The following is a 20,283-nucleotide window of genomic DNA, read 5'->3' as shown; positions in this document are numbered from 1 at the left end:
GTTTGCGGCACGCGCGCCGGCGGCCCGGCGCTGCTAGGCTGCACGCCCCCTCCTTATGCCCCCCGGTTACCCTGGCAGTGATCGAGTTCCAGCACCTGCAGAAGTCCTATGCCGTCGACGGCCGCGCGATCACCGCGCTGCATCCGCTCGACCTGAAGATCCAGGCCGGCGAAGTGTTCGGCATCATCGGCCACTCCGGTGCCGGCAAGTCGACCCTGATCCGCCTGATCAACCGGCTCGAAGAGCCCAGCGGCGGCCGCGTGTTGATTGATGGCCAGGACGCCACCGCGCTGCCAGCCGACGACCTGCGCGCGCTGCGCCGGCGCATCGGCATGATCTTCCAGCACTTCAACCTGTTGTCGGCGCGTACCGTGGCCGCCAATGTGGCGTTCCCGCTGGAACTGGCGGGCACGCCCAAGGCCGAGATCGATGCACGCGTGGCCGAGCTGCTGCGCATGGTCGGGCTGGAAGCGCATGCGGCCAAATACCCCTCGCAGCTGTCCGGTGGGCAGAAGCAGCGTGTCGGCATTGCCCGCGCACTGGCCACGCGCCCGCAGATCCTGCTGTGCGACGAAGCCACCAGTGCGCTGGACCCGCAGACCACCGCCTCGGTGCTGGCCCTGCTGGGCAAGATCAACCGCGACCTGGGCCTGACCATCGTGCTGATCACCCACGAAATGGATGTGATCCGCCGCGTCTGCGACCGTGTCGCCGTGCTCGATGCCGGCCATATGGTCGAAATGGGGCCGGTAACCGAAGTGTTCCTGCATCCGCAGCACCCGACCACGCGCCGCTTTGTCAGTGAATCCGAACATGTGGACGAAGGCGAGCAGCTCCGCGATTACGCTGCGGTCGGCGGCCGCATCGTGCGCCTGACCTTCCTCGGTGACAGTACCTACGACCCGTTGCTGGGGCAGATCGCCCGCGACACCGGGGTGGACTACAACATCCTTACCGGCCGTATCGACCGGATCAAGGACACGCCCTACGGCCAGCTGACCGTTGCCCTTGTAGGCGGCGACCAGAACGCCGCGCAGGCGGCCTTCGTCGCCGCCGGTGTGCACGTAGAGGAGCTGCGCCGATGATCATTGCAACTGCTGCGGAAGGCTTCTTCCGTCATCTCGATGCCGGCAAGTGGGCCGATATCGGCCAAGCCACCATCGATACCCTGCTGATGCTGGCCGGTTCGTTGCCGCTGACCTTGGCGATTGGTTTGCCACTGGGTGTGCTGCTGTTCCTGACCGGTTCGCCGCAGCTGCATCGCAAGCCGGTGGTGTACGGCATCACCGCGCTGCTGGTGAACCTGCTGCGCTCGGTGCCCTTCATCATCCTGATGATCGTGCTGATCCCGGTGACGCTGGGCCTGATGGGCACCTCGCTGGGCGTGCGCGGCGCGATCCTGCCACTGGTGGTGGGCGCGGCGCCGTTCTATGCACGACTGGTTGAAACCGCACTGCGTGAGGTTGATCGCGGCGTGATCGAAGCCAGCCAGGCGATGGGCGCGACCACCAGACAGCTGGTCTTCAAAGTGCTGTTGCCGGAAGCGCGGCCGGGCCTGATCGCCGGCGCCACCGTCACCACCATCGCGCTGATCGGCTTCACCGCGATGGGTGGTGCGATCGGTTCCGGCGGCCTGGGCGACCTGGCCTTCCGCGACGGCTACCAGCGTTCGCATACCGACGTGGCGCTGGTCACGGTGGTGCTGCTGCTGGTGCTGGTGCAGCTGCTGCAGATGCTGGGCGATCGCCTGGTCACGCATTACAGCCGCAAGTAATGGAATGACTGCAGGCCAGCACGCAGCGTGCGGGCCTGTTAGCGTATGACCACCATCCTTCCCCACGGGATCTGTTACCGATGAACAAGCTGCTTGCCTTTCCCCTGGTTGCCGCCGTGCTGGCCCTGTCGGCCTGCGCCAAGCCTGCCGCCGACGAATCCAAGCTCGTGGTTGCCGCCACCGCCGTGCCGCACGCCGAGATTCTGCAGGTGGTCAAGCCGCTGCTGGAGAAGGAAGGCGTCACGCTCGACGTGCGCGTGTTCAATGACTACGTGCAGCCCAACGACCAGTTGGTGCAGAAGCAGGTGGACGCCAACTACTTCCAGACCGAGCCTTACCTGAAGGCCTACAACGCGGACCGCAAGACCGATCTGGTTACCGTCACCGGCGTGCATATCGAACCGTTCGGTGCCTATTCGCGCCGCTTCAAGTCGCTGGCCGAGCTGCCGGCCGGCGCCGACGTGGTGATCCCGAACGACCCCAGCAACAACAGCCGCGCGCTGATCCTGTTGGACAAGGCTGGCGTGATCAAGCTCAAGGATCCGAGCAACGCGCTGTCCACCCAGCGTGACATCACCGAGAACCCGAAGCAGCTCAAGTTCCGCGAGCTGGATTCGGCGATGCTGCCGCGCGTGCTGGACCAGGTCGATCTGGCCCTGATCAACACCAATTACGCGTTGGATGCCGGCCTCAACCCGACCAAGGACGCGCTGGCGATTGAAAGCAGCGATTCGCCCTACGTCAACTTCCTGGTGGCGCGCCCGGACAACAAGGACGACGCCCGCGTGCAGAAGCTGGCCAAGGCCCTGAACAGCCCCGAAGTGAAGGCTTTCATCGAGCAGAAGTACAAGGGTGCAGTGCTGCCAGCCTTCTAAGCCCCAATGTAGTGCCGAGCCATGCTCGGCAGAGGGGCTCACCGAACGAATCCATCGCGCGTATGGGAGCGGCATAAGCCGCGAAGCTGGCATTATTGGAATTGCCGGCACGCCCGCAACCTGAAGGTCTATGAGCTTCGCGGCTTATGCCGCTCCCACAAAAGCTGATGGATAGCCGGGAAAGCCCCTTGCCGAACATGGCTCGGCACTGCGGGCTGGGTTCTGGCGTAATCTTTGATCCTGCATTCAAGGATCAGCCCTCCATGCCGCTGCTGTTCGCACTGCCACTGGCAATACTGGTATTCGTTGCCATCATGTTGCTGTTGATGCCGCTATCGCTGTGGCAACGCGTCCGCAGCGGCGGTGCGCGGCGGCAGGCACGGCCTTGGCTGATCAGCTTCAACTTCTGGGCGACGCTGGTGTCCACCGGCCTGTTCGCGGTGTTCGTCGGCATAGCCGGCTTCTGGTGGACCGGCGCCTGGGCCTATGCCGCATTGGGTTGGCTGGCGGGCCTGCTGGTCGGCGTACTGGGCCATTTCCTGACGCGCTTCGAGCCTGGCCCGGAAACCCTGCATTACAAACCCAATACCTGGCTGGTGCTGGCGCTGACCGCGATGATCGTGGTGCGGGTAGTTGCCGGCATGGTGCAGGGATGGCAGGCCTCGGTGAACGGCGTGCCCTGGCCGGAGTCGGGCTGGCTCAGCCATGCGGGCCTGCTGGCGATGGCGGCGCTGCTGCTTGGGTACGCGGGCATGTATGCCTGGCTGCTGCGGCGCAGGGTGCGCCATCATCAGCGCTACCGTGGGTTCGACCGCAGCCCGCGCTGAGTCTGCAACCGATGGCGGAAGGGGCCGGTCCCGGCTAGTCTGACGCGGGCACAGGCGGAGAGCGTTGATGGGTTTGCTGCGGTTTTTCGGGCGCAGGCTGGCGCACTTTCTTGCCCAGCCGCGCCGCCACCAGATGCGGCCCTCGACCAGCGCGCCGGCACTGCTGCTGCGCACGCTGCGGCGCGGCGATGTGCTGCTGGTGGAAGGCAACAGTCGTTTCTCCACCGCCATCAAATACCTGACCCAGTCCACCTGGTCGCATGCGGCGCTGTACATCGGCGAAGAGCCGCTGCTGGAGGGTGGAAAGCCGCAGCCGATGCTGATCGATGTGGATGTGGAGCAGGGGGTACGCCGCATCCCGTTGAGTGAGTTCACCGACCAGCACACCCGCATCTGCCGCCCACAAGGACTCACGCCGCTGGTGGTGGATCAGCTGATCGGCTTCCTGCGTGCCCGCCTGGGCTACAGCTATGACCTGAAGAACGTCTTCGACCTGGCGCGCTACCTGATCCGGCAGCCGCCGGTGCCCGGTCACCTGCGGCGGCGGCTGATTGCGCTGGGCAGTGGCGAGCCGACCAAGGCGATCTGTTCAACCCTGCTGGCACAGGCATTCGAGTCGATCCGATACCCGATCCTGCCGGAGATCGAAACGGTGTCCGCGCAGGCCGGCGGTGCCGAGCAGAGCCGGGAAATCCTGCATATCCGCAATTACAGCCTTTACACCCCGCGCGACTTCGACGTGTCGCCGTTCTTCGACGTGGTAAAGCCGCGCCTGCAGCAGAACTTTGATTATCTGGCGCTGCAGTGGAGCGATGACGGTAGTCCGTAGGGTGGTTGAGTGATTTCTGCTCTGCCCAACCTCTCTCCCCAGCCCCCGCTCCGCGCCCCGATCCTTGCGCTGGCGCAAGGCCGTTCGAGGGGCAGCGAACCTATGGTTCGCAATCTGCCCCTCTCACCCCGCAAGGGGAGAGGGGCTTCAAGCACAGCAAGAACCATATGCAACTGCAACTGCAATTGCAGCTGTAGCCCCTCTCCCCTTGCGGGAGAGGGGTTGGGGAGAGGGGGGCTTTACCGCACACGCAAAAAAAACACGGGCCGCAAGCGGCCCGTGTTTTCGTTTCTACGTTGTATCCGGATCAGCGCCGCTTAGAAGCGTGCGCCGATACCAAAACCAACGGTCCACGGATCCAGCTTCAGCTCACCCGCGTTCTGGCCAGCAACGCGCAGGTCCGGGCGGGCGTGCATGTAACGCGCGTCAGCACGGGCAAACCAGGTGGAGTTGATGTTCATGTCAACGCCGACGGTGCCGATCGCGCCCTTGGCGGTTTCAACGCCAACGTGGTTGCCGGTATCGCTCAGGCCGTCGATCTTCTCGTTGCTGAAGTTCGACTCGTAGTAACCCAGGCCGACGAACGGACGGAAGGTGTTGTCGGCCTGGCCGAAGTGGTACTGCGCGCTCAGCGCGATCGGCTGCTGCTCGACGGTACCGGCCTTGGCGCCACCGTCGGTGCGCACGCGGTGGTCGAACTTGTCGGCGGCGCCCCACAGCTCAACGGCAAAGTTGTCGTTGAAGTAGTAGCTGGCGCTCAGCGTCGGTGCCGGGCCGCCATCGACCTTGCCAACGCCATTGATCGGGTCGTTCTTCGGCTGCAGCAGGCTGATGCCGCCAACCACGGCAAAATGCTTGCCCGATGCGGTATCGCCACTGCCATCCTGCGCGAATGCGGTGGAAGACAGCGCCAGTGCGCCGAGCGTGGCAAGGCTGAGAATTTTGATGGAACGCATGACTAACTCCTCGTATTGCGATCAGGACTACGTTGTTATCAAGGCCCTCGTTACGGGGCGAGGCCACGGTAACGATGGCAATATGAATCGCTCTAAACGCAGTGATTTTTCAGTGCTGTTGCGTTCAGTGAAAACCAGAGGGATCCCATGGACACGATGTTCCTGCAGAAATTTCCGTTCACGATGTTGTGCTGGGCGTGATGAGCGCCAACGTATTGCAGGGCCTGCCCGCGCAGGTGACTGCGCAGTGCCGTGTGCTGGTGCTGGGCTCGATGCCGGGCGCTTTGTCGCTGCATGAGGCGCGTTATTACGCGCATCCGCGCAATCGCTTCTGGCCGGTGATGGCCACCTTGTGCGGTTTCGATGCGCAGCTGCCGTATGCACAGCGCTTGCAATATGTGCAACGGGCAGGCGTGGGGCTGTGGGATGTGATCGGGCAGTGCGAGCGTGCAGGCAGCCTGGACGCGTCCATCGTGCGCGGCAGCGAAGTGCCCAATCCGTTGCCGGCGCTGTTTGCCGATCTGCCGCAGCTGCGGGCGGTGGCCTGCAATGGCGCTGCAGCGTACAGAGCGTTCCAGCAATGGGTTGTTCCGGCTTTGCCGCCTTTGGCGGCTGCGCTGCCGGTGCTGGCGCTGCCCTCGACCAGCCCGGCCAATGCAGCATGGTCGTTGCCACGCCTGATCGAGCGCTGGCAGCCGCTGCAGCATTGGCTGGCCGCGCCGGAAGCAGCGGTATCGCCTGCAACAAACGGCTTGGCCGGCTAGACAGGCAAGACAGCCGGCAAGCCACAAACCGCGTCTGTGGACGTGCCCGGAAGGCCGCCACGGCGTGTGTTGCGTACCCTTGTCCGGGGACATACGGCTGCGAATTCAGTTGTAGCGGTTGGCGCTGCGGCCCGCTGACGCCACAATAGGGGATTCCCACAATGTTGCTGGAGTAGTTCATGGCCGAAATCAAGGAAGCACTTGTCCCCGATATCGGTGACTACAGCGACATTCCGGTGATCGAAGTGCTGGTCGCCGTTGGCGATACCGTCGCCAAGGACCAGGGTCTGGTCACGCTGGAATCGGACAAGGCGACGATGGAAGTGCCGTCGGCCTACGCCGGTGTGATCAAGGAGCTGAAGGTCAAGGTTGGCGATGGCCTGTCCGAAGGCAAGGTCGTGGCGCTGATCGAGGTGAGCGAGGCCGCAGCCAAGCCTGCCGCCGCTCCTGCTGCTGCCGCGCCGGCTGCGCCGGCCAAGGTCGAGGCCGCCGCCGAGACCGGCACCAAGGTCGAGCCGGTTGCCGTGGCCCCGGTTGCTGACAAGCTGGCGCAGCGCGAGATCGCCCAGGAAGATGCCATCAGCGTCGCCAAGCCGTCCTCTCCGCCGGTGCAGTTCAATGCCGAAGGCGTGCTGCCGGCCAACGTGCCGTATGCCAGCCCGGCCGTGCGCGTGTTCGCCCGCGAGCTGGGCGTGGACCTGCAGCAGGTCAAGGGTTCGGAGAAGGGCGGCCGCATCACCAAGACCGATGTGCAGAAATTCGTCAAGGGCGCGCTGTCCGGTGGCGTTGCTGCCGGTGCGGGCGCCCCGGCGGCTGCCGGCGGTGGCCTGAACCTGCTGCCGTGGCCGAAGGTGGACTTCAGCAAGTTCGGCGAGACCGAAGTGGTGCAGCTGTCGCGCATCAAGAAGATCTCCGGCGCCAACCTGGCCCGCAACTGGGCGATGATCCCGCATGTCACCCAGTTCGAGCAGGCTGACATCACCGACCTGGAAGGCCTGCGCGTTGCCCTGAACAAGGAAAACGAGAAGGCCGGCATCAAGCTGACCATGCTCGCCTTCCTGATCAAGGCCAGCGCCGCGGCGCTGAAGAAGTTCCCCGAGTTCAACGCCTCACTGGATGCCAGCGGCGAGAACCTCACGCTGAAGAAGTACTTCAACATCGGCTTCGCCGCCGATACGCCGAACGGCCTGGTCGTGCCGGTGATCCGCGACGTCGACAAGAAGGGCGTGGTGCAGATTGCCCAGGAAACCGGCGAACTGGCCAAGAAGGCGCGTGACGGCAAGCTCGGCCCGGCTGAAATGAGCGGCGGCTGCTTCTCGATCAGCTCGCTGGGCGGCATTGGCGGCACCGCGTTCACGCCGATCGTGAATGCACCGGAAGTAGCCATCCTCGGCGTGTCCAAGTCGTCGATCCAGCCGGTCTGGAACGGCAAGGAATTCGCGCCGAAGCTGATGCTGCCGCTGTCGCTGAGCTACGACCACCGCGTGATCGATGGCGCGCTGGCGGCCCGTTTCACCACCTACCTGTCGCAGGTGCTGGCTGACATGCGGCGCGTGCTGCTGTGATGCCAGTGGCGCCAGGACGCGCACTGTTGGCGCTGCTGCTGGCCGCGCTGGCGGCCCCGGCACTGGCGGCCAGCCAGTGCCGGCCGGTGGTTGGCGAGGGTTGGCCACCGGCGGTGGGCAACTACGGCCAAGCCGCAACCAGCCTGCTTGGTGGCCAGGCCGAAGATGGCCTGTCGCTGCTGGTGCTGCCGGCCCGTGGCGTGGAATCGCAGGTGCTGCTGCGCCGCGATGGCACCAACGGGCAGTGGATGGTGCTGGCCGGCATGGCCGACAAGCGCATCTACAACTGGAACAGCGGCGCCAGCCGTGGTGGCGTAAGCCTGTTGTTGGACCAGGAGCCGGCATTCGCCCAGGCGCCGCTGCCCGATGCACTGGCACAGAGACTGCTGCAGGTGTGGGCCGCCGCCCTGGCGTCAGCGGAAGTGGCAACACGCGCGCCGGTCACCGACGGCGAGGTGTTGTCGTTCACCGTCAATGGTGAACGTTACAGCGGCCTGCGTCCCGGTTGCGGGCAGCTTGAAGCCCTGCTGGAACAGGCCACGCTGCTGACCGAACTGGCGCACAGCAAAGACAAAAAGTACGAGAAGCGTTACGCCAACATCGAACGCGCGCTCGACAAGATGCATGACCGGTTCGTCGGCGACGCCGGCTGAGCCCACAGGAGAAAACAATGGCGACGATTGAAATCAAGGTTCCGGACATTGGCGACTACAACGACGTGCCGGTGATCGAGATTCTGGTGGCCGTGGGCGACACGGTGAAGAAGGACCAGGGTCTGGTCACGCTGGAGTCGGACAAGGCCACGCTGGAGGTGCCGTCCTCGGCCGCAGGCGTGGTCAAGGAAATCAAGGTCAAGCTCGACGACAAGCTGTCCGAGGGCGACGTGGTGGTGATCCTGGAAGCCGAAGGCGAGGGCGCTGCCCCGGCCGCGGCACCCGCACCGGCCGTCGCGCCTGCGCCGGCTGCACAGCCTGTCGCTGCTGCAGCCCCGGCCGCGGTCAGCGCGCCGGTTGCCGCCGCGCCGGCCGCCACCGGTCCGATCGAGGTCAAGGTGCCGGATATCGGTGACTACCAGAACGTGCCGGTGATCGAGATCCTGGTGGCCGTGGGTGACACGGTGAAGAAGGACCAGGGCCTGGTCACGCTGGAATCGGACAAGGCCACGCTGGAAGTGCCGTCCTCGGCCGATGGCGTTGTCAAGGAAATCAAGGTCAAGCTCGACGACAAGCTCTCGGTCGGTGATGTGGTGGTGGTGCTGGAAGGCGCCGCTGCTGCCGCGCCGGCAGCGGCCAAGGCCGCACCGGGCAGCAAGCCGCCGGTGACTCCGTCGCACCGCGCACCGGATCCGGCGGTTGCGGCCAAGGCACTGCCGTCCAGCGGCCGCACGGCCGACATCGAATGCCGCATCGTGGTGCTGGGCGCAGGCCCGGGCGGTTATACCGCTGCCTTCCGTGCTGCCGACCTGGGCATGGATACGGTGCTGATCGAGCGTTATGCCAGCCTCGGCGGCGTCTGCCTCAACGTCGGTTGCATTCCGTCCAAGGCGCTGCTGCATGCGGCTGAGATCATCGACCACGCCGCGCATGCCAATGAACTGGGCATCGAGTACGGCGCACCGAAGATCAGCCTGGACAAGCTGCGCGAGTACAAGGAAAAGGTCGTCGGCCAGCTGACCAAGGGCCTGGCCGGCATGGCCAAGCAGCGCAAGATCCGCACCGTGCACGGCCTGGCCAAATTCATCTCGGCCAACGAGCTGGAAATCGCCGGTGACGACGGCAAGACTCAGTTGCTGCGCTTCGAGCAGTGCATCATCGCCGCCGGTTCGCAGGCGGTGAAGCTGCCGAACTTCCCGTGGGACGACAAGCGCGTGATGGACTCCACCGATGCACTGGAACTGGCCGAAGTGCCGGGTTCGTTGCTGGTCGTTGGTGGCGGCATCATCGGCCTGGAAATGGCCACCGTGTACAGCGCCCTGGGTTCCAAGGTGACCGTGGTCGAGTTCATGGACCAGCTGATGCCGGGTGCCGACAAGGACCTGGTCAAGCCGCTGGCCGATCGTCTTAAGAAGCAGGGCATCGACGTCCATCTGAAGACCAAGGCCTCGGGCGTGTCCGCTGACAAGAAGGGCATCACCGTGACCTTCGACGCCGCCACCGAAGGCGAGAAGCCGGCGATGGAAAGTGGCAAGTTTGATCGCGTGCTGGTTGCCGTGGGCCGCTCGGCCAACGGCAAGAAGATCGATGCCGACAAGGCTGGCGTCGAAGTCACTGATCGCGGCTTCATTCCGGTCGACCGGCAGATGCGCACCAACGTGCCGCACATCTTTGCCATCGGCGACATCGTCGGTAACCCGATGCTGGCCCACAAGGCCACGCACGAAGGCAAGCTGGCCGCTGAAGTCGCCTTCGGCGAGAAGAAGGAATGGGTGGCACGGGTGATTCCGTCGGTGGCCTATACCAACCCGGAAATCGCCTGGGTCGGCGTCACCGAGACCGAGGCCAAGGCCAAGGGCTTGAAGGTGGGCGTGGCCAAGTTCCCGTGGGCGGCCAGCGGTCGCGCGATTGGTATTGGTCGCACCGAAGGCTTCACCAAGCTGGTGTTCGACGAAGATACCCATCGCGTGATCGGCGGTGCCATCGTCGGCGTGCATGCCGGTGAGTTGCTTGCCGAGATTGGTCTTGCCATCGAGATGGGTGCGGAGGCCGAAGACATCGGCCACACCATCCACGCGCATCCGACCCTGAGTGAGTCGGTGGCGATGGCCTCGGAGATCTACGACGGCACCATCACCGATCTGTATATCCCGAAGAAGAAGTAATGCACGCGACGCCCCTTCACCAGGGCGTCGTTGTTTCCGTCGCCTGAAGGAGCAGCGAATGTTGCGGATGAGTGCGTTGATGGGTGCATTGTTGTGCGTGGCCCCGGCGTTTGCGGCAGATGAAGATCCCGCGCTTGACGCGGCCTTGTTGAAATGTCCGGGTGCAGCGCCGTTCGTCAAGGCAGATCGCTTGCGCGCGGAAGATCGGGCAAAGGCGCGGGCCGACGCGGTGGCTTCGGAGCCGGCGCTTCGTCAGCAGCTGCTGGATATGGCGCAGGTTGATCAGGAAGCTCGCAAAGGTGAGTGGACGCGGTCAATGGTGGAAAAGCTGCAGGCAGTGGATGCCGCCAATCTCCCGCGTATCAAGCAGATCGTAGCTGCGCATGGCGGCTTGCCGAGTGCAGCACAGGTGGGTAGTGATGGTGTTTCCGCAGCCTGGCTGCTGGTGCAGCATGCCGACAGTGATGTCGCGTTCCAGCGGCAGGTATTGGCCAGCGTCGAACCCATGGTGCAGCGTGGCGAAATATCAGCGCATGATTTCGCCTTGTTGACCGATCGTGTGCTGGTCAACAGTGGCGAATTGCAGCGGTATGGAAGCCAGCTGGCGCCCGTGGATGGCCGCTGGCAAGCAAAGCCCATGCAGGCGCCGGATCAGGTTGACCAGCGCCGCGCCAGCATCGGCCAGATGCCGCTGGCCGATTACATCTGCGTGGCGACGCAGATGTTTCCGGCGCCGCCGGCAGCGGCGAAGTAAAGTCCGCTGCGGAGCATGGCTGGGCACTAAAAACCCCTCTCCCGTTCACGGGAGAGGGGTTGGGGCGAGGGCGCTCTTCAGAACGACAGGCTTACGCCTGCAAGCGGGCCCTTGAACTCCTGCTTCAGGCCGATCACGCCGTCGCTGCCCTTCTGGTCCACGTCCAGCTTGAACCAGTCGTAGCCGGCGAAGATGCCGAAGTTCTTGTTGAAGTTGTATTGCACGATCGCATTGGCGCGGCTCAGGTCGCCTTTGTAGTCGTCGAAGTTACCCCAGCTGGTGTTGAGGTACTGGCCCTGGAAGTTGATCAACCAGTGCTCGGAAGGCGTGAAGGTCAGTCGCGCGCCCACCACCGGTGCGATGCCGTCGGCCTTCTCGTTGAGGAAGCGGCCCTGGTAGACGTCACCCACGTCGGCGTAGGCGTCAGCGCTGATCTTTGCGTACTCGGCGCCGAGCTGCAGGCCGAGATCGAAGCGATCACCGTCGACCACCGAGTAGTCGTATACCAGTGTCGCCACCTGGTACTTCAGCTCGCCTTTGACGAAGCTGCCGGCCGGCACCGTGGTGTCGCCCCAGCTGATGCCTTCGTCCAGGGTTTCGCGGCGATCCTTGTCGTACTTGAAGTAGTCGAAGATCAGGCGCTGGCGGTCACTGATGCGGAACAGGCCATCGACGCGCGGCTCCCATTCCTTGCCGCCCAGGTCGAAATCCTCGGAGAGATTGATGTCCTGGCCGGCAACGGTGGTGCTGCCGCGGATGGTGTTGTCGGTGTCGATGTTCATCGCACCAAGACGCAGCGTGAAACGCGGGTCGTCTTCGGCCGCGTGCGCGGGCAGTGCGTGGGTCAGAGCAAGTGTGAGTGCACATGGAGCAAGTGCGAGCATCAAACGGGGGTTGCGCATGCTGTTGCCTAACTGTTGCCATTGAGCTGCCAACCATCGCCGATTCGATGTAGAGCACGGTGAGCGGAGCGTGCAGGCAATGTGTAGGCGCAGATCAAGCGGGCGCAGATCAATTGCGGTGAGGTGGTGCCGCCGAGGGCGTGCGGCACCACCTCACCCGAGCCTGTGCACGCGCCCGACGAGGTAGCGGGTGGCAGGCTGCACAGCTCTGACCGGCAGGCCGGGGGGAAGTTCCCGTGCTGCGCCGCAATATTTATTGTCCCGTGCGGGCACCTGCAGGCCCCCCTTGCGGGGAAAAAACGTGATATTGCGGCCACTTGCATAGTCAAAAGGGGACAAATGCCGGTTGTCTCGCAAATTGTCCCGCTGTTATACTTTCGCGGCTCGACGAGACGCCTTTGCGCGGTTCGGCTCTTTCCTTTACCTGATGCAGGACACTTTGACGTGCTGAACTCCGTTGACGCGGGTCGGCGACTGATGTTGCGCGCCGCGGTCTACCCGCTGGCCGCAGTGGTGGTCCTGGCTCTGGCCTTCCTCTTCGTGGGGCCAAAGCATGCGCTGGGCGCCCTTGTTTCGGGCCTGGCGGTGGTGGCAGGGACGGCGCTGGCCGCGTGGGTAGGGCTCGGTGGCGGCGTTCAGGCCGCTGGTTCAGCCATGGTCCGCCTGTTCCTGGGGTTCGTGCTGAAGATTGTGCTGATTGTTGCCGTGCTGGGAATGGCTTTTTTCTGGTGGCGACTTCCTCCTTTGGCTCTGCTGGCGGCAATTCCAGTGGCGCTGATGTTCCAGGTTCTGGCTCTGGCCAGACGTTGATTCACTCATAAAGGTTCCGGACACATGGCGGGCGAGGCTCTAACTCCTACCACGTACATCCAGCATCACCTGCAGAATCTGACCATGCCGGTCGGTGACAGCGGTGGCAGCTTCTGGATGATCCACGTCGATACCATCGTCACCGCGGTCCTGATGGGCCTGCTGATGGTGTTCGCCTTCTGGATGGCAACCCGCAAGGCCACCGCCGGTGTGCCGGGCAAGTGGCAGGCGTTCGTTGAAATCTGCCTGGAGTTCGTTGACCGCCAGGCCAAGGACACCTACCACGGCAAGAGCAAGCTGATCACGCCCATCGCGATCACCATCTTCTTCTGGATCCTGTTGATGAACCTCATCAAGATGATCCCGGCCGATTTCATCGCCAAGCCGCTTGAGCTGGCAGGCATCCATTACTGGAAGCCGGTGCCGACCGCCGACGTCAATGCCACCCTGGGCATGTCGATCAGCGTGTTCATCCTGATGATCTTCTTCGCGCTGAAGTCCAAGGGCATCGGCGGTTTCATCAAGGAATTCCTGACGGCCCCGTTCGGCAAGTGGATGATGCCGTTCAACCTGATCCTCAACATCGTCGAGTGGCTGAGCAAGCCGATCTCTCTGGCGATGCGACTGTTCGGCAACATGTTCGGCGGCGAAATCGTTTTCCTGCTGATCTGGGTGCTGGGCGGTGCCGGCGTATTCGGTGCCGTTGCCGGTGGCGTATTCGGCTTTGGCTGGATGCTGTTCCACCTGCTGGTGATCCCGCTGCAGGCCTTCATCTTCATGATGTTGACCATCGTGTACTTGAGCCTGTCGGAAGACAGTCACTAAAGTTACAAGCTTCACCCAGTTTCAACCTTCATCCGTTTCATCACCCTTAGCTACTTAAGTTCCTGGAGATAACCATGTACTTCGCCGTCCTGACCAACCTCGCCCAAGTTCAGAGCTCCACCGCCCTTGCCGTCGGCATCATGATCGGCCTGGCCGCGCTGGGCGCCGGCCTCGGTCTGGCCATCATGGCTGGTAAGTTCCTGGAGTCGGCCGCTCGCCAGCCGGAACTGATCCCGGTCCTGCAGGTCCGCATGTTCATCACCGCCGGCCTGATCGACGCCGCGTTCATCATCTCGGTCGCCGTTGGCCTGCTGCTGGCTTTCGCCAACCCGCTGGCTGCTGCCCTGCTGGCCGAAGCCGCCAAGCTGGCAGGCTGATCCAGCTGCAGTGAGACGGTCGGGTGCCTGTTGGCACCCGACTTCGGATGAAGGTTCGGTTGCGCCGCCACGGCGGCGTAACCACCCCCGACACCAGCGATCGAGCTAATCATGAATATCAATCTCACCCTCTTTGCACAGGCCCTGGCCTTTGCTTTGCTGATCTGGATCATCGCGACCAAGATCTGGCCGCCGTTGTTGAAGGCCATTGAAGAGCGCCAGCAGAAGATCGCTGAGGGCTTGGCCGCTGCCGACCGCAGCCAGAAAGATCTGGCCCAGGCGGAAGTAAAGGTCAACGAGGCACTGAAAGAAGCCCGTGGCAAGGCCAACGAGATCATCGACCAGGCTCACGCCCGTGCGAACCAGATCGTTGAAGCTGCCAAGAACGAAGCCATCGCCGAAGCCAACCGCCAGAAAGACCTGGCCCAGGCTGAAATCGACGCTGCCGCCAACCGTGCCCGTGAAGATCTGCGCAAGCAGGTGTCCGCTCTGGCCGTGACCGGCGCCGAAAAGCTGCTCAAGCGCGAAATCGATGCCAACGCCCACAAGGCGCTGCTCGACGAGCTGGCTGCGGAGATCTGATCGATGAGCCAGGCCCTCACGCTTGCCCGCCCGTACGCCCGCGCCGCATTTGCGATTGCGCGTGACGAAGGCAAGTTCGCGCCGTGGTCGGACGCGCTTGCGTTCTCCGCCCGCGTTGCCGCCGATCCGCGCGTGTCGGCCTTGCTGTCGAATCCGCAGCTGAGCCGCGGCGACGCCGTTGCCCTGCTGAGCCCGGAAGCGACCAGCGAGACCTACGGTCGCTTCCTGAACGTACTGGCCGATGCCCGTCGTCTGCAGCAGCTGCCGGAAATCTCCGGCCTGTACGAGCAGCTGCGCGCCGAAGCCGAACACGTGGTCAAGGCCACCGTGACCTCGGCGGCCGAACTGTCGGGCGATGAGCTGGAAAAGATCAAGGCTGCGCTGCGCAAGCGTTTCGGCCGCGACGTCGAGGTATCGACCGCGGTGGACGCTTCGCTGATCGGCGGCGCCGTGATCGATGCCGGCGACGTAGTTATCGATGGCTCGCTCAAGGGCAAGCTGTCGCGCCTGCAGACCGCGCTCGCACACTGAATTCACATTACCGTCCGGCCACAAGCCGGCACTAGGACTTGACGATGGCTACCACGCTCAACCCCTCTGAAATCAGCGAACTGATCAAGACCCGCATCGAGAAGGTCGCCCTGTCCGCGGAATCGCGCAACGAAGGCACCGTGACTGGCGTGTCCGACGGTATCGTGCGCATCTTCGGTCTGGCCGACGTGATGCAGGGCGAAATGATCGAACTGCCGAACAACACCTACGCCCTGGCACTGAACCTGGAGCGCGACTCGGTCGGCGCCGTGGTCCTGGGCGACTACCAGAACCTGCGCGAAGGCGACGTGGCCAAGACCACCGGCCGCATCCTGGAAGTGCCGGTGGGTCCGGAAATGCTCGGCCGCGTTGTCAACGCGCTGGGTGAGCCGATCGACGGCAAGGGCCCGCTGGGCACCTCGCTGACCGCGCCGGTCGAGCGCGTTGCGCCGGGCGTGATCTGGCGCAAGTCGGTCGACCAGCCGGTGCAGACCGGTTACAAGTCGGTCGATGCGATGATCCCGATCGGCCGTGGCCAGCGCGAGCTGATCATCGGTGACCGCCAGACCGGTAAGACGGCAATGGCGATCGATGCGGTGATCAACCAGAAGGGCACCGGCATCAAGTGCGTGTACGTCGCGATCGGCCAGAAGGCTTCGACCGTTGCCAACATCGTGCGCAAGCTGGAAGAAAACGGCGCCCTGGCCCACACCGTGGTCGTGGCCGCTACCGCTTCCGAGTCGGCTGCGATGCAGTACATCAGCGCCTACTCCGGCTGCACCATGGGTGAGTACTTCATGGATCGCGGCCAGGATGCCCTGATCGTGTACGACGATCTGTCCAAGCAGGCTGTTGCCTACCGCCAGATCTCGCTGCTCCTGAAGCGCCCGCCGGGCCGTGAAGCCTACCCGGGTGACGTGTTCTACCTGCACTCCCGCCTGCTCGAGCGCGCAGCTCGCGTGTCGGAAGAGTACGTGGAGAAGTTCACCAACGGCGAAGTGACCGGCAAGACCGGCTCGCTGACCGCGCTGCCGATCATCGAAACCCAGGCCGGCGACGTGTCCGCGTTCGTTCCGACCAACGTGATCTCGATCACCGACGGCCAGATCTTCCTGGAAACCGACCTGTTCAACGCCGGTATCCGTCCGGCCGTCAACGCCGGTATCTCGGTGTCGCGCGTCGGTGGTGCAGCCCAGACCAAGATCATCAAGAAGCTGTCCGGCGGCATCCGTATCTCGCTGGCGCAGTACCGTGAGCTGGCTGCGTTCGCGCAGTTCGCCTCGGACCTGGACGAAGCGACCCGCAAGCAGCTGGAGCGCGGTCAGCGCGTCACCGAGCTGATGAAGCAGAAGCAGTACGCGCCGATGTCCATCGCCGACCAGGCACTGTCGATCTACGCCGTCAACGAGGGCTTCCTTGACGACGTGCCGGTCAACAAGCTGCTGTCGTTCGAAGCTGGCCTGCACGCGCACTTCGCCAACACCGCAGGTGAGTTGACCTCCAAGATCAACAGCACCGGCGCCTGGAACGACGAGATCGAAGCTGCCTTCAAGAAGGGCATCGCCGATTTCAAGAGCACCGGTACCTGGTAATACCAGTCCTGTAGTGTGGAGCCTTGCTCCGCACGACTGAAAGCAGCGGAGCCTGGCTCCGCTGTACGGCAAACGCGGGGTTCGACCTCGCGCCACGGGAATAAGAGATGGCAAGCGGACGCGAAATCAAAACCAAGATCAAGAGCGTGCAGAACACCCGCAAGGTGACGCGCGCGCTCGAAATGGTCTCGGCCTCCAAGATCCGCAAAGCGCAGGATCGGATGAAGACCTCGCGTCCGTACGCGCAGGCGATGAAGCAGGTGATCGGTCACCTGGCCCAGGCCAGCACCGATTTCCAGCATCCGTTCCTGGTCGAGCGTGAACAGGTCAAGCGCGTCGGTTACATCGTGATCTCCTCCGATCGCGGTCTGGCCGGCGGCCTGAACAACAACCTGTTCCGCAAGACGGTCGCGGAAATGCGCGGCTGGCAGGACAAGGGCGCCGAGATCGACGTGGTGACCGTTGGCCAGAAGGCCGGCGCGTTCTTCCGCCGCGTCAATGTCAACATGGCCGCCTCGGTGGCCAACATCGGCGACCAGCCCAAGCTGGAAACGCTGATCGGCGTGATCAAGGTCATGCTGGACGCCTTCACCGAAGGCAAGGTTGACCGCGTGTACCTGGTCTACAACCGCTTCATCAACACGATGACGCAGAAGGCCAGCTTCGACCAGCTGCTGCCGTTGCCGGCCAGCGAAAAGCAGGTGGCCTCGCACGACTGGGATTACCTGTACGAGCCCGACGCGGCAACCGTGCTGGAGCACGTGATCACCCGCTACATCGAATCGTTGGTGTATCAGGCGGTGCTGGAGAATGTTGCCTCCGAGCACGCAGCTCGCATGGTGGCGATGAAGGCGGCAAGCGACAACGCGAACAAGATGATCGGAACCCTGCAGCTGGTCTACAACAAGGCCCGCCAGGCAGCGATCACCCAGGAAATCTCCGAAATCGTCAGCGGCGCGGCAGCGGTCTAACGCGCGCAGTCAACAGCACACATTTAGAGGATGCAGCAATGAGTCAGGGCAAGATCGTTCAGATCATCGGCGCGGTCGTCGACGTCGAATTCCCGCGCAGCGACGTGCCGAAGGTGTACGACGCGCTGAAGGTCGACAACACCGAAATCACGCTGGAAGTCCAGCAGCAGCTGGGTGACGGTATCGTCCGCGCGATTGCGCTGGGCTCGACCGACGGCCTGAAGCGTGGCCTGGTTGCCACCAACACCAACCGTGCCATCTCGGTGCCGGTCGGCGCTGGCACCCTGGGCCGCATCATGGACGTGCTGGGTCGCCCGATCGACGAAGCCGGCCCGGTGCAGGCTTCGGACAGCTGGGAAATCCACCGCGCTGCACCGTCGTACGAAGACCAGTCTTCCTCGACCGAGCTGCTGGAAACCGGCATCAAGGTGATCGACCTGATGTGCCCGTTCGCCAAGGGCGGCAAGGTCGGCCTGTTCGGCGGCGCCGGCGTCGGCAAGACCGTCAACATGATGGAACTGATCAACAACATCGCCAAGGCGCACAGCGGTCTGTCCGTGTTCGCCGGCGTGGGTGAGCGTACCCGTGAGGGCAACGACTTCTACCACGAGATGAAGGACTCCAACGTCCTCGACAAGGTGGCGATGGTGTACGGCCAGATGAACGAGCCGCCGGGCAACCGTCTGCGCGTTGCACTGACCGGCCTGACCATGGCGGAGTACTTCCGTGATGAGAAGGACGCCAGCGGCAAGGGCAAGGACGTGCTGCTGTTCGTCGACAACATCTACCGCTACACCCTGGCCGGTACCGAAGTGTCGGCACTGCTGGGCCGTATGCCGTCGGCCGTGGGTTACCAGCCGACCCTGGCCGAGGAAATGGGCGTCCTGCAGGAGCGCATCACCTCGACCAAGTCCGGCTCGATCACCTCGATCCAGGCCGTCTACGTGCCCGCCGATGACTTGACCGATCCGTCGCCGGCCACCACGTTCGCCCACTTGGATTCGACCGTGACCCTGTCGCGTTCGATCGCCTCGCTGGGTATCTACCCGGCCGTGGATCCGCTGGATTCGACCTCGCGCCAGATGGACCCGCAGGTCATCGGCACCGAGCATTACGACACCGCACAGCGCGTCCAGCAGACCTTGCAGAAGTACAAGGAACTGAAGGACATCATTGCCATCCTGGGTATGGACGAACTGTCCCAGGAAGACAAGGAAGCCGTGTCGCGCGCCCGTAAGATCGAGCGCTTCTTCAGCCAGCCGTTCCACGTGGCCGAAGTGTTCACCGGTTCGCCGGGCAAGTACGTGCCGCTGAAGGACACCATCCGTGGCTTCAAGGCCATCGTCGATGGTGAGTACGACCACCTGCCGGAGCAGGCGTTCTACATGGTCGGCAGCATCGAAGAAGCGGTCGAGAAGGCCAAGAAGATGGCCGAAAAGGCCTAATTCCCACGTGGCGGAGTTCGCTCCGCCCACGCGGCATCCTGCGGTGGGCGCAGGCCCACCCAACCAGGCGAAGAGAGTTCCATGAGCACCATCCGTTGCGACATCGTCAGTGCCGAGCAGCAGATCTTCAGCGGCGAAGCGACCCTGGTCGTGGCCACCGGTGAGCTGGGCGAGCTGGGCATCGCGCCCAAGCACGCACCGCTGATCACCCGTCTGAAGCCGGGTAAGGTCGTGGTCACCACCGCTGCAGGGGAACACCTGGATTTCGCCATCTCCGGCGGCATCCTGGAAGTACAGCCGCAGGTCGTGACCGTGCTGGCCGACACCGCCATCCGCGCCACCGACATCGATGAAGCATCGGTGCGCAAGGCCAAGGAAGAAGCAGAGCGCGTGCTGGCCCACCGTGGCGAAGCCATGGAGCTGGCCGAGGCACAGCAGAAGCTGGCCGAAATCACGGCACAGCTGCAGGCCCTGGAGCGTCTGCGCCGCAACCTCAAGCACTGAGGTCTGCAGCAGAACGCAAAGAAGACGCCGGCCAACAGCCGGCGTTTTTTTGTGCCTTTTGTAGTGCCGAGCCATGCTCGGCAGAGGCTTTCCCGGTGAAACCCATGCTGGGCATGGCTCGGCACTACAGTGTCCGTCTCAGCGATAGACCACATGCCGCAGCAGCAGGAAACTGATCCCGGCCAGGCCGGCTTCGACCAGCGGCTTGCCCAGCCATGCGTATTTAAGCCCCAGCGAATGGGCCACCCAATCGATCAGCCAGGTGCTGATCACGGTCATCAGCAGCCACAGCACCGCGAACCGGGCAAAGCGCTTCCAACCATGGCGCTGTTCACCTTGGGCGGCGAACGTATAACGCCCATTGAGCCAGAAACCGAGCACCGCGCCGCTTACCCGGCCCAACAGGTTGCCCGGTGCCACCGGCACTCCCAGCGCGGTGGCGGCAACGAATACCCCCCAGTCCAGCGCCAGCTGCAACAGGCCAATGGCGATGTACTGGCTGCCTTGGCGGAACAGGCTCATGGTCGCGCAGGTTCGAGTGATGGCCTGCAATGCTAACTCCTTGCGCTTAGAATCCAGACA

Annotated in this window: 22 protein-coding genes; 19 read left to right on the top strand and 3 right to left on the bottom strand. The window is 63.7% G+C overall.

Annotated features, from left to right (window positions below):
* Positions 1-77 precede the first annotated feature (77 nt).
* The 5 genes from BCV67_RS06835 to BCV67_RS06815 all read left to right on the top strand — a co-directional run bounded on the left by BCV67_RS06835 (position 78) and on the right by BCV67_RS06815 (position 4,305).
* Positions 78-1,085, top strand: coding sequence for a methionine ABC transporter ATP-binding protein (locus BCV67_RS06835; protein ID WP_062167018.1), 1,008 nt, complete (start codon positions 78-80; stop codon positions 1,083-1,085).
* Positions 1,082-1,774 carry a methionine ABC transporter permease gene (locus tag BCV67_RS06830; protein ID WP_057626852.1) on the top strand — a complete coding sequence of 231 codons (693 nt, stop codon included), beginning with the start codon at positions 1,082-1,084 and terminating at the stop codon, positions 1,772-1,774. The genes BCV67_RS06835 and BCV67_RS06830 overlap by 4 nt, the downstream gene beginning before the upstream one ends.
* A gap of 80 nt (positions 1,775-1,854) precedes the next feature.
* Positions 1,855-2,649 carry a MetQ/NlpA family ABC transporter substrate-binding protein gene (locus BCV67_RS06825; RefSeq protein ID WP_062167017.1) on the top strand — a complete coding sequence of 265 codons (795 nt, stop codon included), beginning with the start codon at positions 1,855-1,857 and terminating at the stop codon, positions 2,647-2,649.
* A gap of 263 nt (positions 2,650-2,912) precedes the next feature.
* On the top strand, positions 2,913-3,476 hold the full coding sequence (locus BCV67_RS06820; protein ID WP_062167016.1) for a DUF1453 family protein: 564 nt from the start codon (positions 2,913-2,915) through the stop codon (positions 3,474-3,476).
* Between the two features lie 64 nt (positions 3,477-3,540).
* Positions 3,541-4,305, top strand: a complete 765-nt coding sequence (locus tag BCV67_RS06815) for a YiiX/YebB-like N1pC/P60 family cysteine hydrolase (RefSeq protein WP_062167015.1) — start codon at positions 3,541-3,543, stop codon at positions 4,303-4,305.
* A 317-nt stretch (positions 4,306-4,622) separates the two neighbouring features.
* Here BCV67_RS06815 and BCV67_RS06810 read toward each other — a convergent pair whose 3' ends face one another.
* Complete coding sequence (locus BCV67_RS06810) at positions 4,623-5,261, bottom strand: OmpW/AlkL family protein (protein ID WP_062167014.1); 639 nt, start codon at positions 5,259-5,261, stop codon at positions 4,623-4,625.
* 200 nt (positions 5,262-5,461) lie between these two features.
* Here BCV67_RS06810 and BCV67_RS06805 point away from each other — a divergent pair, with 200 nt between their 5' ends.
* From BCV67_RS06805 to BCV67_RS06785, 5 genes are all read left to right on the top strand, one after another.
* Positions 5,462-6,025 carry a DNA-deoxyinosine glycosylase gene (locus BCV67_RS06805; protein WP_156455778.1) on the top strand — a complete coding sequence of 188 codons (564 nt, stop codon included), beginning with the start codon at positions 5,462-5,464 and terminating at the stop codon, positions 6,023-6,025.
* Positions 6,026-6,204: 179 nt separating this feature from the next.
* A complete protein-coding gene (locus tag BCV67_RS06800; protein ID WP_062167013.1) occupies positions 6,205-7,590 on the top strand; it encodes a dihydrolipoyllysine-residue acetyltransferase in 1,386 nt (461 codons plus the stop codon).
* Between the two features lie 5 nt (positions 7,591-7,595).
* Entirely contained in the window at positions 7,596-8,243 is a 648-nt protein-coding gene (locus BCV67_RS06795; protein ID WP_231732462.1) for a hypothetical protein, read from the top strand.
* Positions 8,244-8,260: 17 nt separating this feature from the next.
* Positions 8,261-10,408, top strand: a complete 2,148-nt coding sequence (lpdA, locus tag BCV67_RS06790) for a dihydrolipoyl dehydrogenase (protein WP_082746517.1) — start codon at positions 8,261-8,263, stop codon at positions 10,406-10,408.
* Positions 10,409-10,466: 58 nt separating this feature from the next.
* Entirely contained in the window at positions 10,467-11,162 is a 696-nt protein-coding gene (locus BCV67_RS06785) for a DUF6624 domain-containing protein (RefSeq protein ID WP_156455777.1), read from the top strand.
* Between the two features lie 77 nt (positions 11,163-11,239).
* Here BCV67_RS06785 and BCV67_RS06780 read toward each other — a convergent pair whose 3' ends face one another.
* Positions 11,240-12,064: a hypothetical protein gene (locus BCV67_RS06780; RefSeq protein ID WP_062167011.1), complete on the bottom strand. Its 825-nt coding sequence runs from the start codon at positions 12,062-12,064 to the stop codon at positions 11,240-11,242.
* A 444-nt stretch (positions 12,065-12,508) separates the two neighbouring features.
* On the opposite strand from BCV67_RS06780, the gene BCV67_RS06775 reads away from it, so the two are divergent.
* The 9 genes from BCV67_RS06775 (at position 12,509) to BCV67_RS06735 (ending at position 19,701) form a co-directional block, all read left to right on the top strand.
* A complete protein-coding gene (locus BCV67_RS06775) occupies positions 12,509-12,874 on the top strand; it encodes a hypothetical protein (protein ID WP_172837728.1) in 366 nt (121 codons plus the stop codon).
* Positions 12,875-12,898: 24 nt separating this feature from the next.
* Positions 12,899-13,699, top strand: a complete 801-nt coding sequence (gene atpB, locus BCV67_RS06770) for a F0F1 ATP synthase subunit A (protein ID WP_062167010.1) — start codon at positions 12,899-12,901, stop codon at positions 13,697-13,699.
* Positions 13,700-13,773: 74 nt separating this feature from the next.
* On the top strand, positions 13,774-14,076 hold the full coding sequence (gene atpE, locus BCV67_RS06765; protein WP_054661978.1) for a F0F1 ATP synthase subunit C: 303 nt from the start codon (positions 13,774-13,776) through the stop codon (positions 14,074-14,076).
* 111 nt (positions 14,077-14,187) lie between these two features.
* Positions 14,188-14,658, top strand: coding sequence for a F0F1 ATP synthase subunit B (locus BCV67_RS06760; protein WP_057626863.1), 471 nt, complete (start codon positions 14,188-14,190; stop codon positions 14,656-14,658).
* A gap of 3 nt (positions 14,659-14,661) precedes the next feature.
* A complete protein-coding gene (locus BCV67_RS06755) occupies positions 14,662-15,189 on the top strand; it encodes a F0F1 ATP synthase subunit delta (protein WP_062167009.1) in 528 nt (175 codons plus the stop codon).
* 44 nt (positions 15,190-15,233) lie between these two features.
* Positions 15,234-16,781, top strand: coding sequence for a F0F1 ATP synthase subunit alpha (gene atpA / locus BCV67_RS06750; RefSeq protein WP_057626865.1), 1,548 nt, complete (start codon positions 15,234-15,236; stop codon positions 16,779-16,781).
* Between the two features lie 107 nt (positions 16,782-16,888).
* Positions 16,889-17,752 (top strand): F0F1 ATP synthase subunit gamma, encoded by an 864-nt coding sequence (gene atpG / locus BCV67_RS06745; RefSeq protein ID WP_062167008.1) that lies wholly within the window; start codon positions 16,889-16,891, stop codon positions 17,750-17,752.
* Between the two features lie 38 nt (positions 17,753-17,790).
* Positions 17,791-19,197, top strand: coding sequence for a F0F1 ATP synthase subunit beta (gene atpD, locus BCV67_RS06740; protein WP_065868063.1), 1,407 nt, complete (start codon positions 17,791-17,793; stop codon positions 19,195-19,197).
* A gap of 81 nt (positions 19,198-19,278) precedes the next feature.
* Positions 19,279-19,701, top strand: coding sequence for a F0F1 ATP synthase subunit epsilon (locus tag BCV67_RS06735; RefSeq protein ID WP_062167007.1), 423 nt, complete (start codon positions 19,279-19,281; stop codon positions 19,699-19,701).
* Between the two features lie 138 nt (positions 19,702-19,839).
* On the opposite strand, the gene BCV67_RS06730 is transcribed toward BCV67_RS06735, so the two are convergent.
* Positions 19,840-20,223 (bottom strand): GtrA family protein, encoded by a 384-nt coding sequence (locus tag BCV67_RS06730; RefSeq protein ID WP_062167006.1) that lies wholly within the window; start codon positions 20,221-20,223, stop codon positions 19,840-19,842.
* Between the last annotated feature and the right edge of the window lie 60 nt (positions 20,224-20,283).

Source organism: Stenotrophomonas nitritireducens (assembly GCF_001700965.1).
Taxonomy (GTDB): domain Bacteria; phylum Pseudomonadota; class Gammaproteobacteria; order Xanthomonadales; family Xanthomonadaceae; genus Stenotrophomonas; species Stenotrophomonas nitritireducens_A.
Note: the sequence above shows the minus strand (reverse complement) of the source record. Positions and strands in the feature narration are given on the sequence as shown.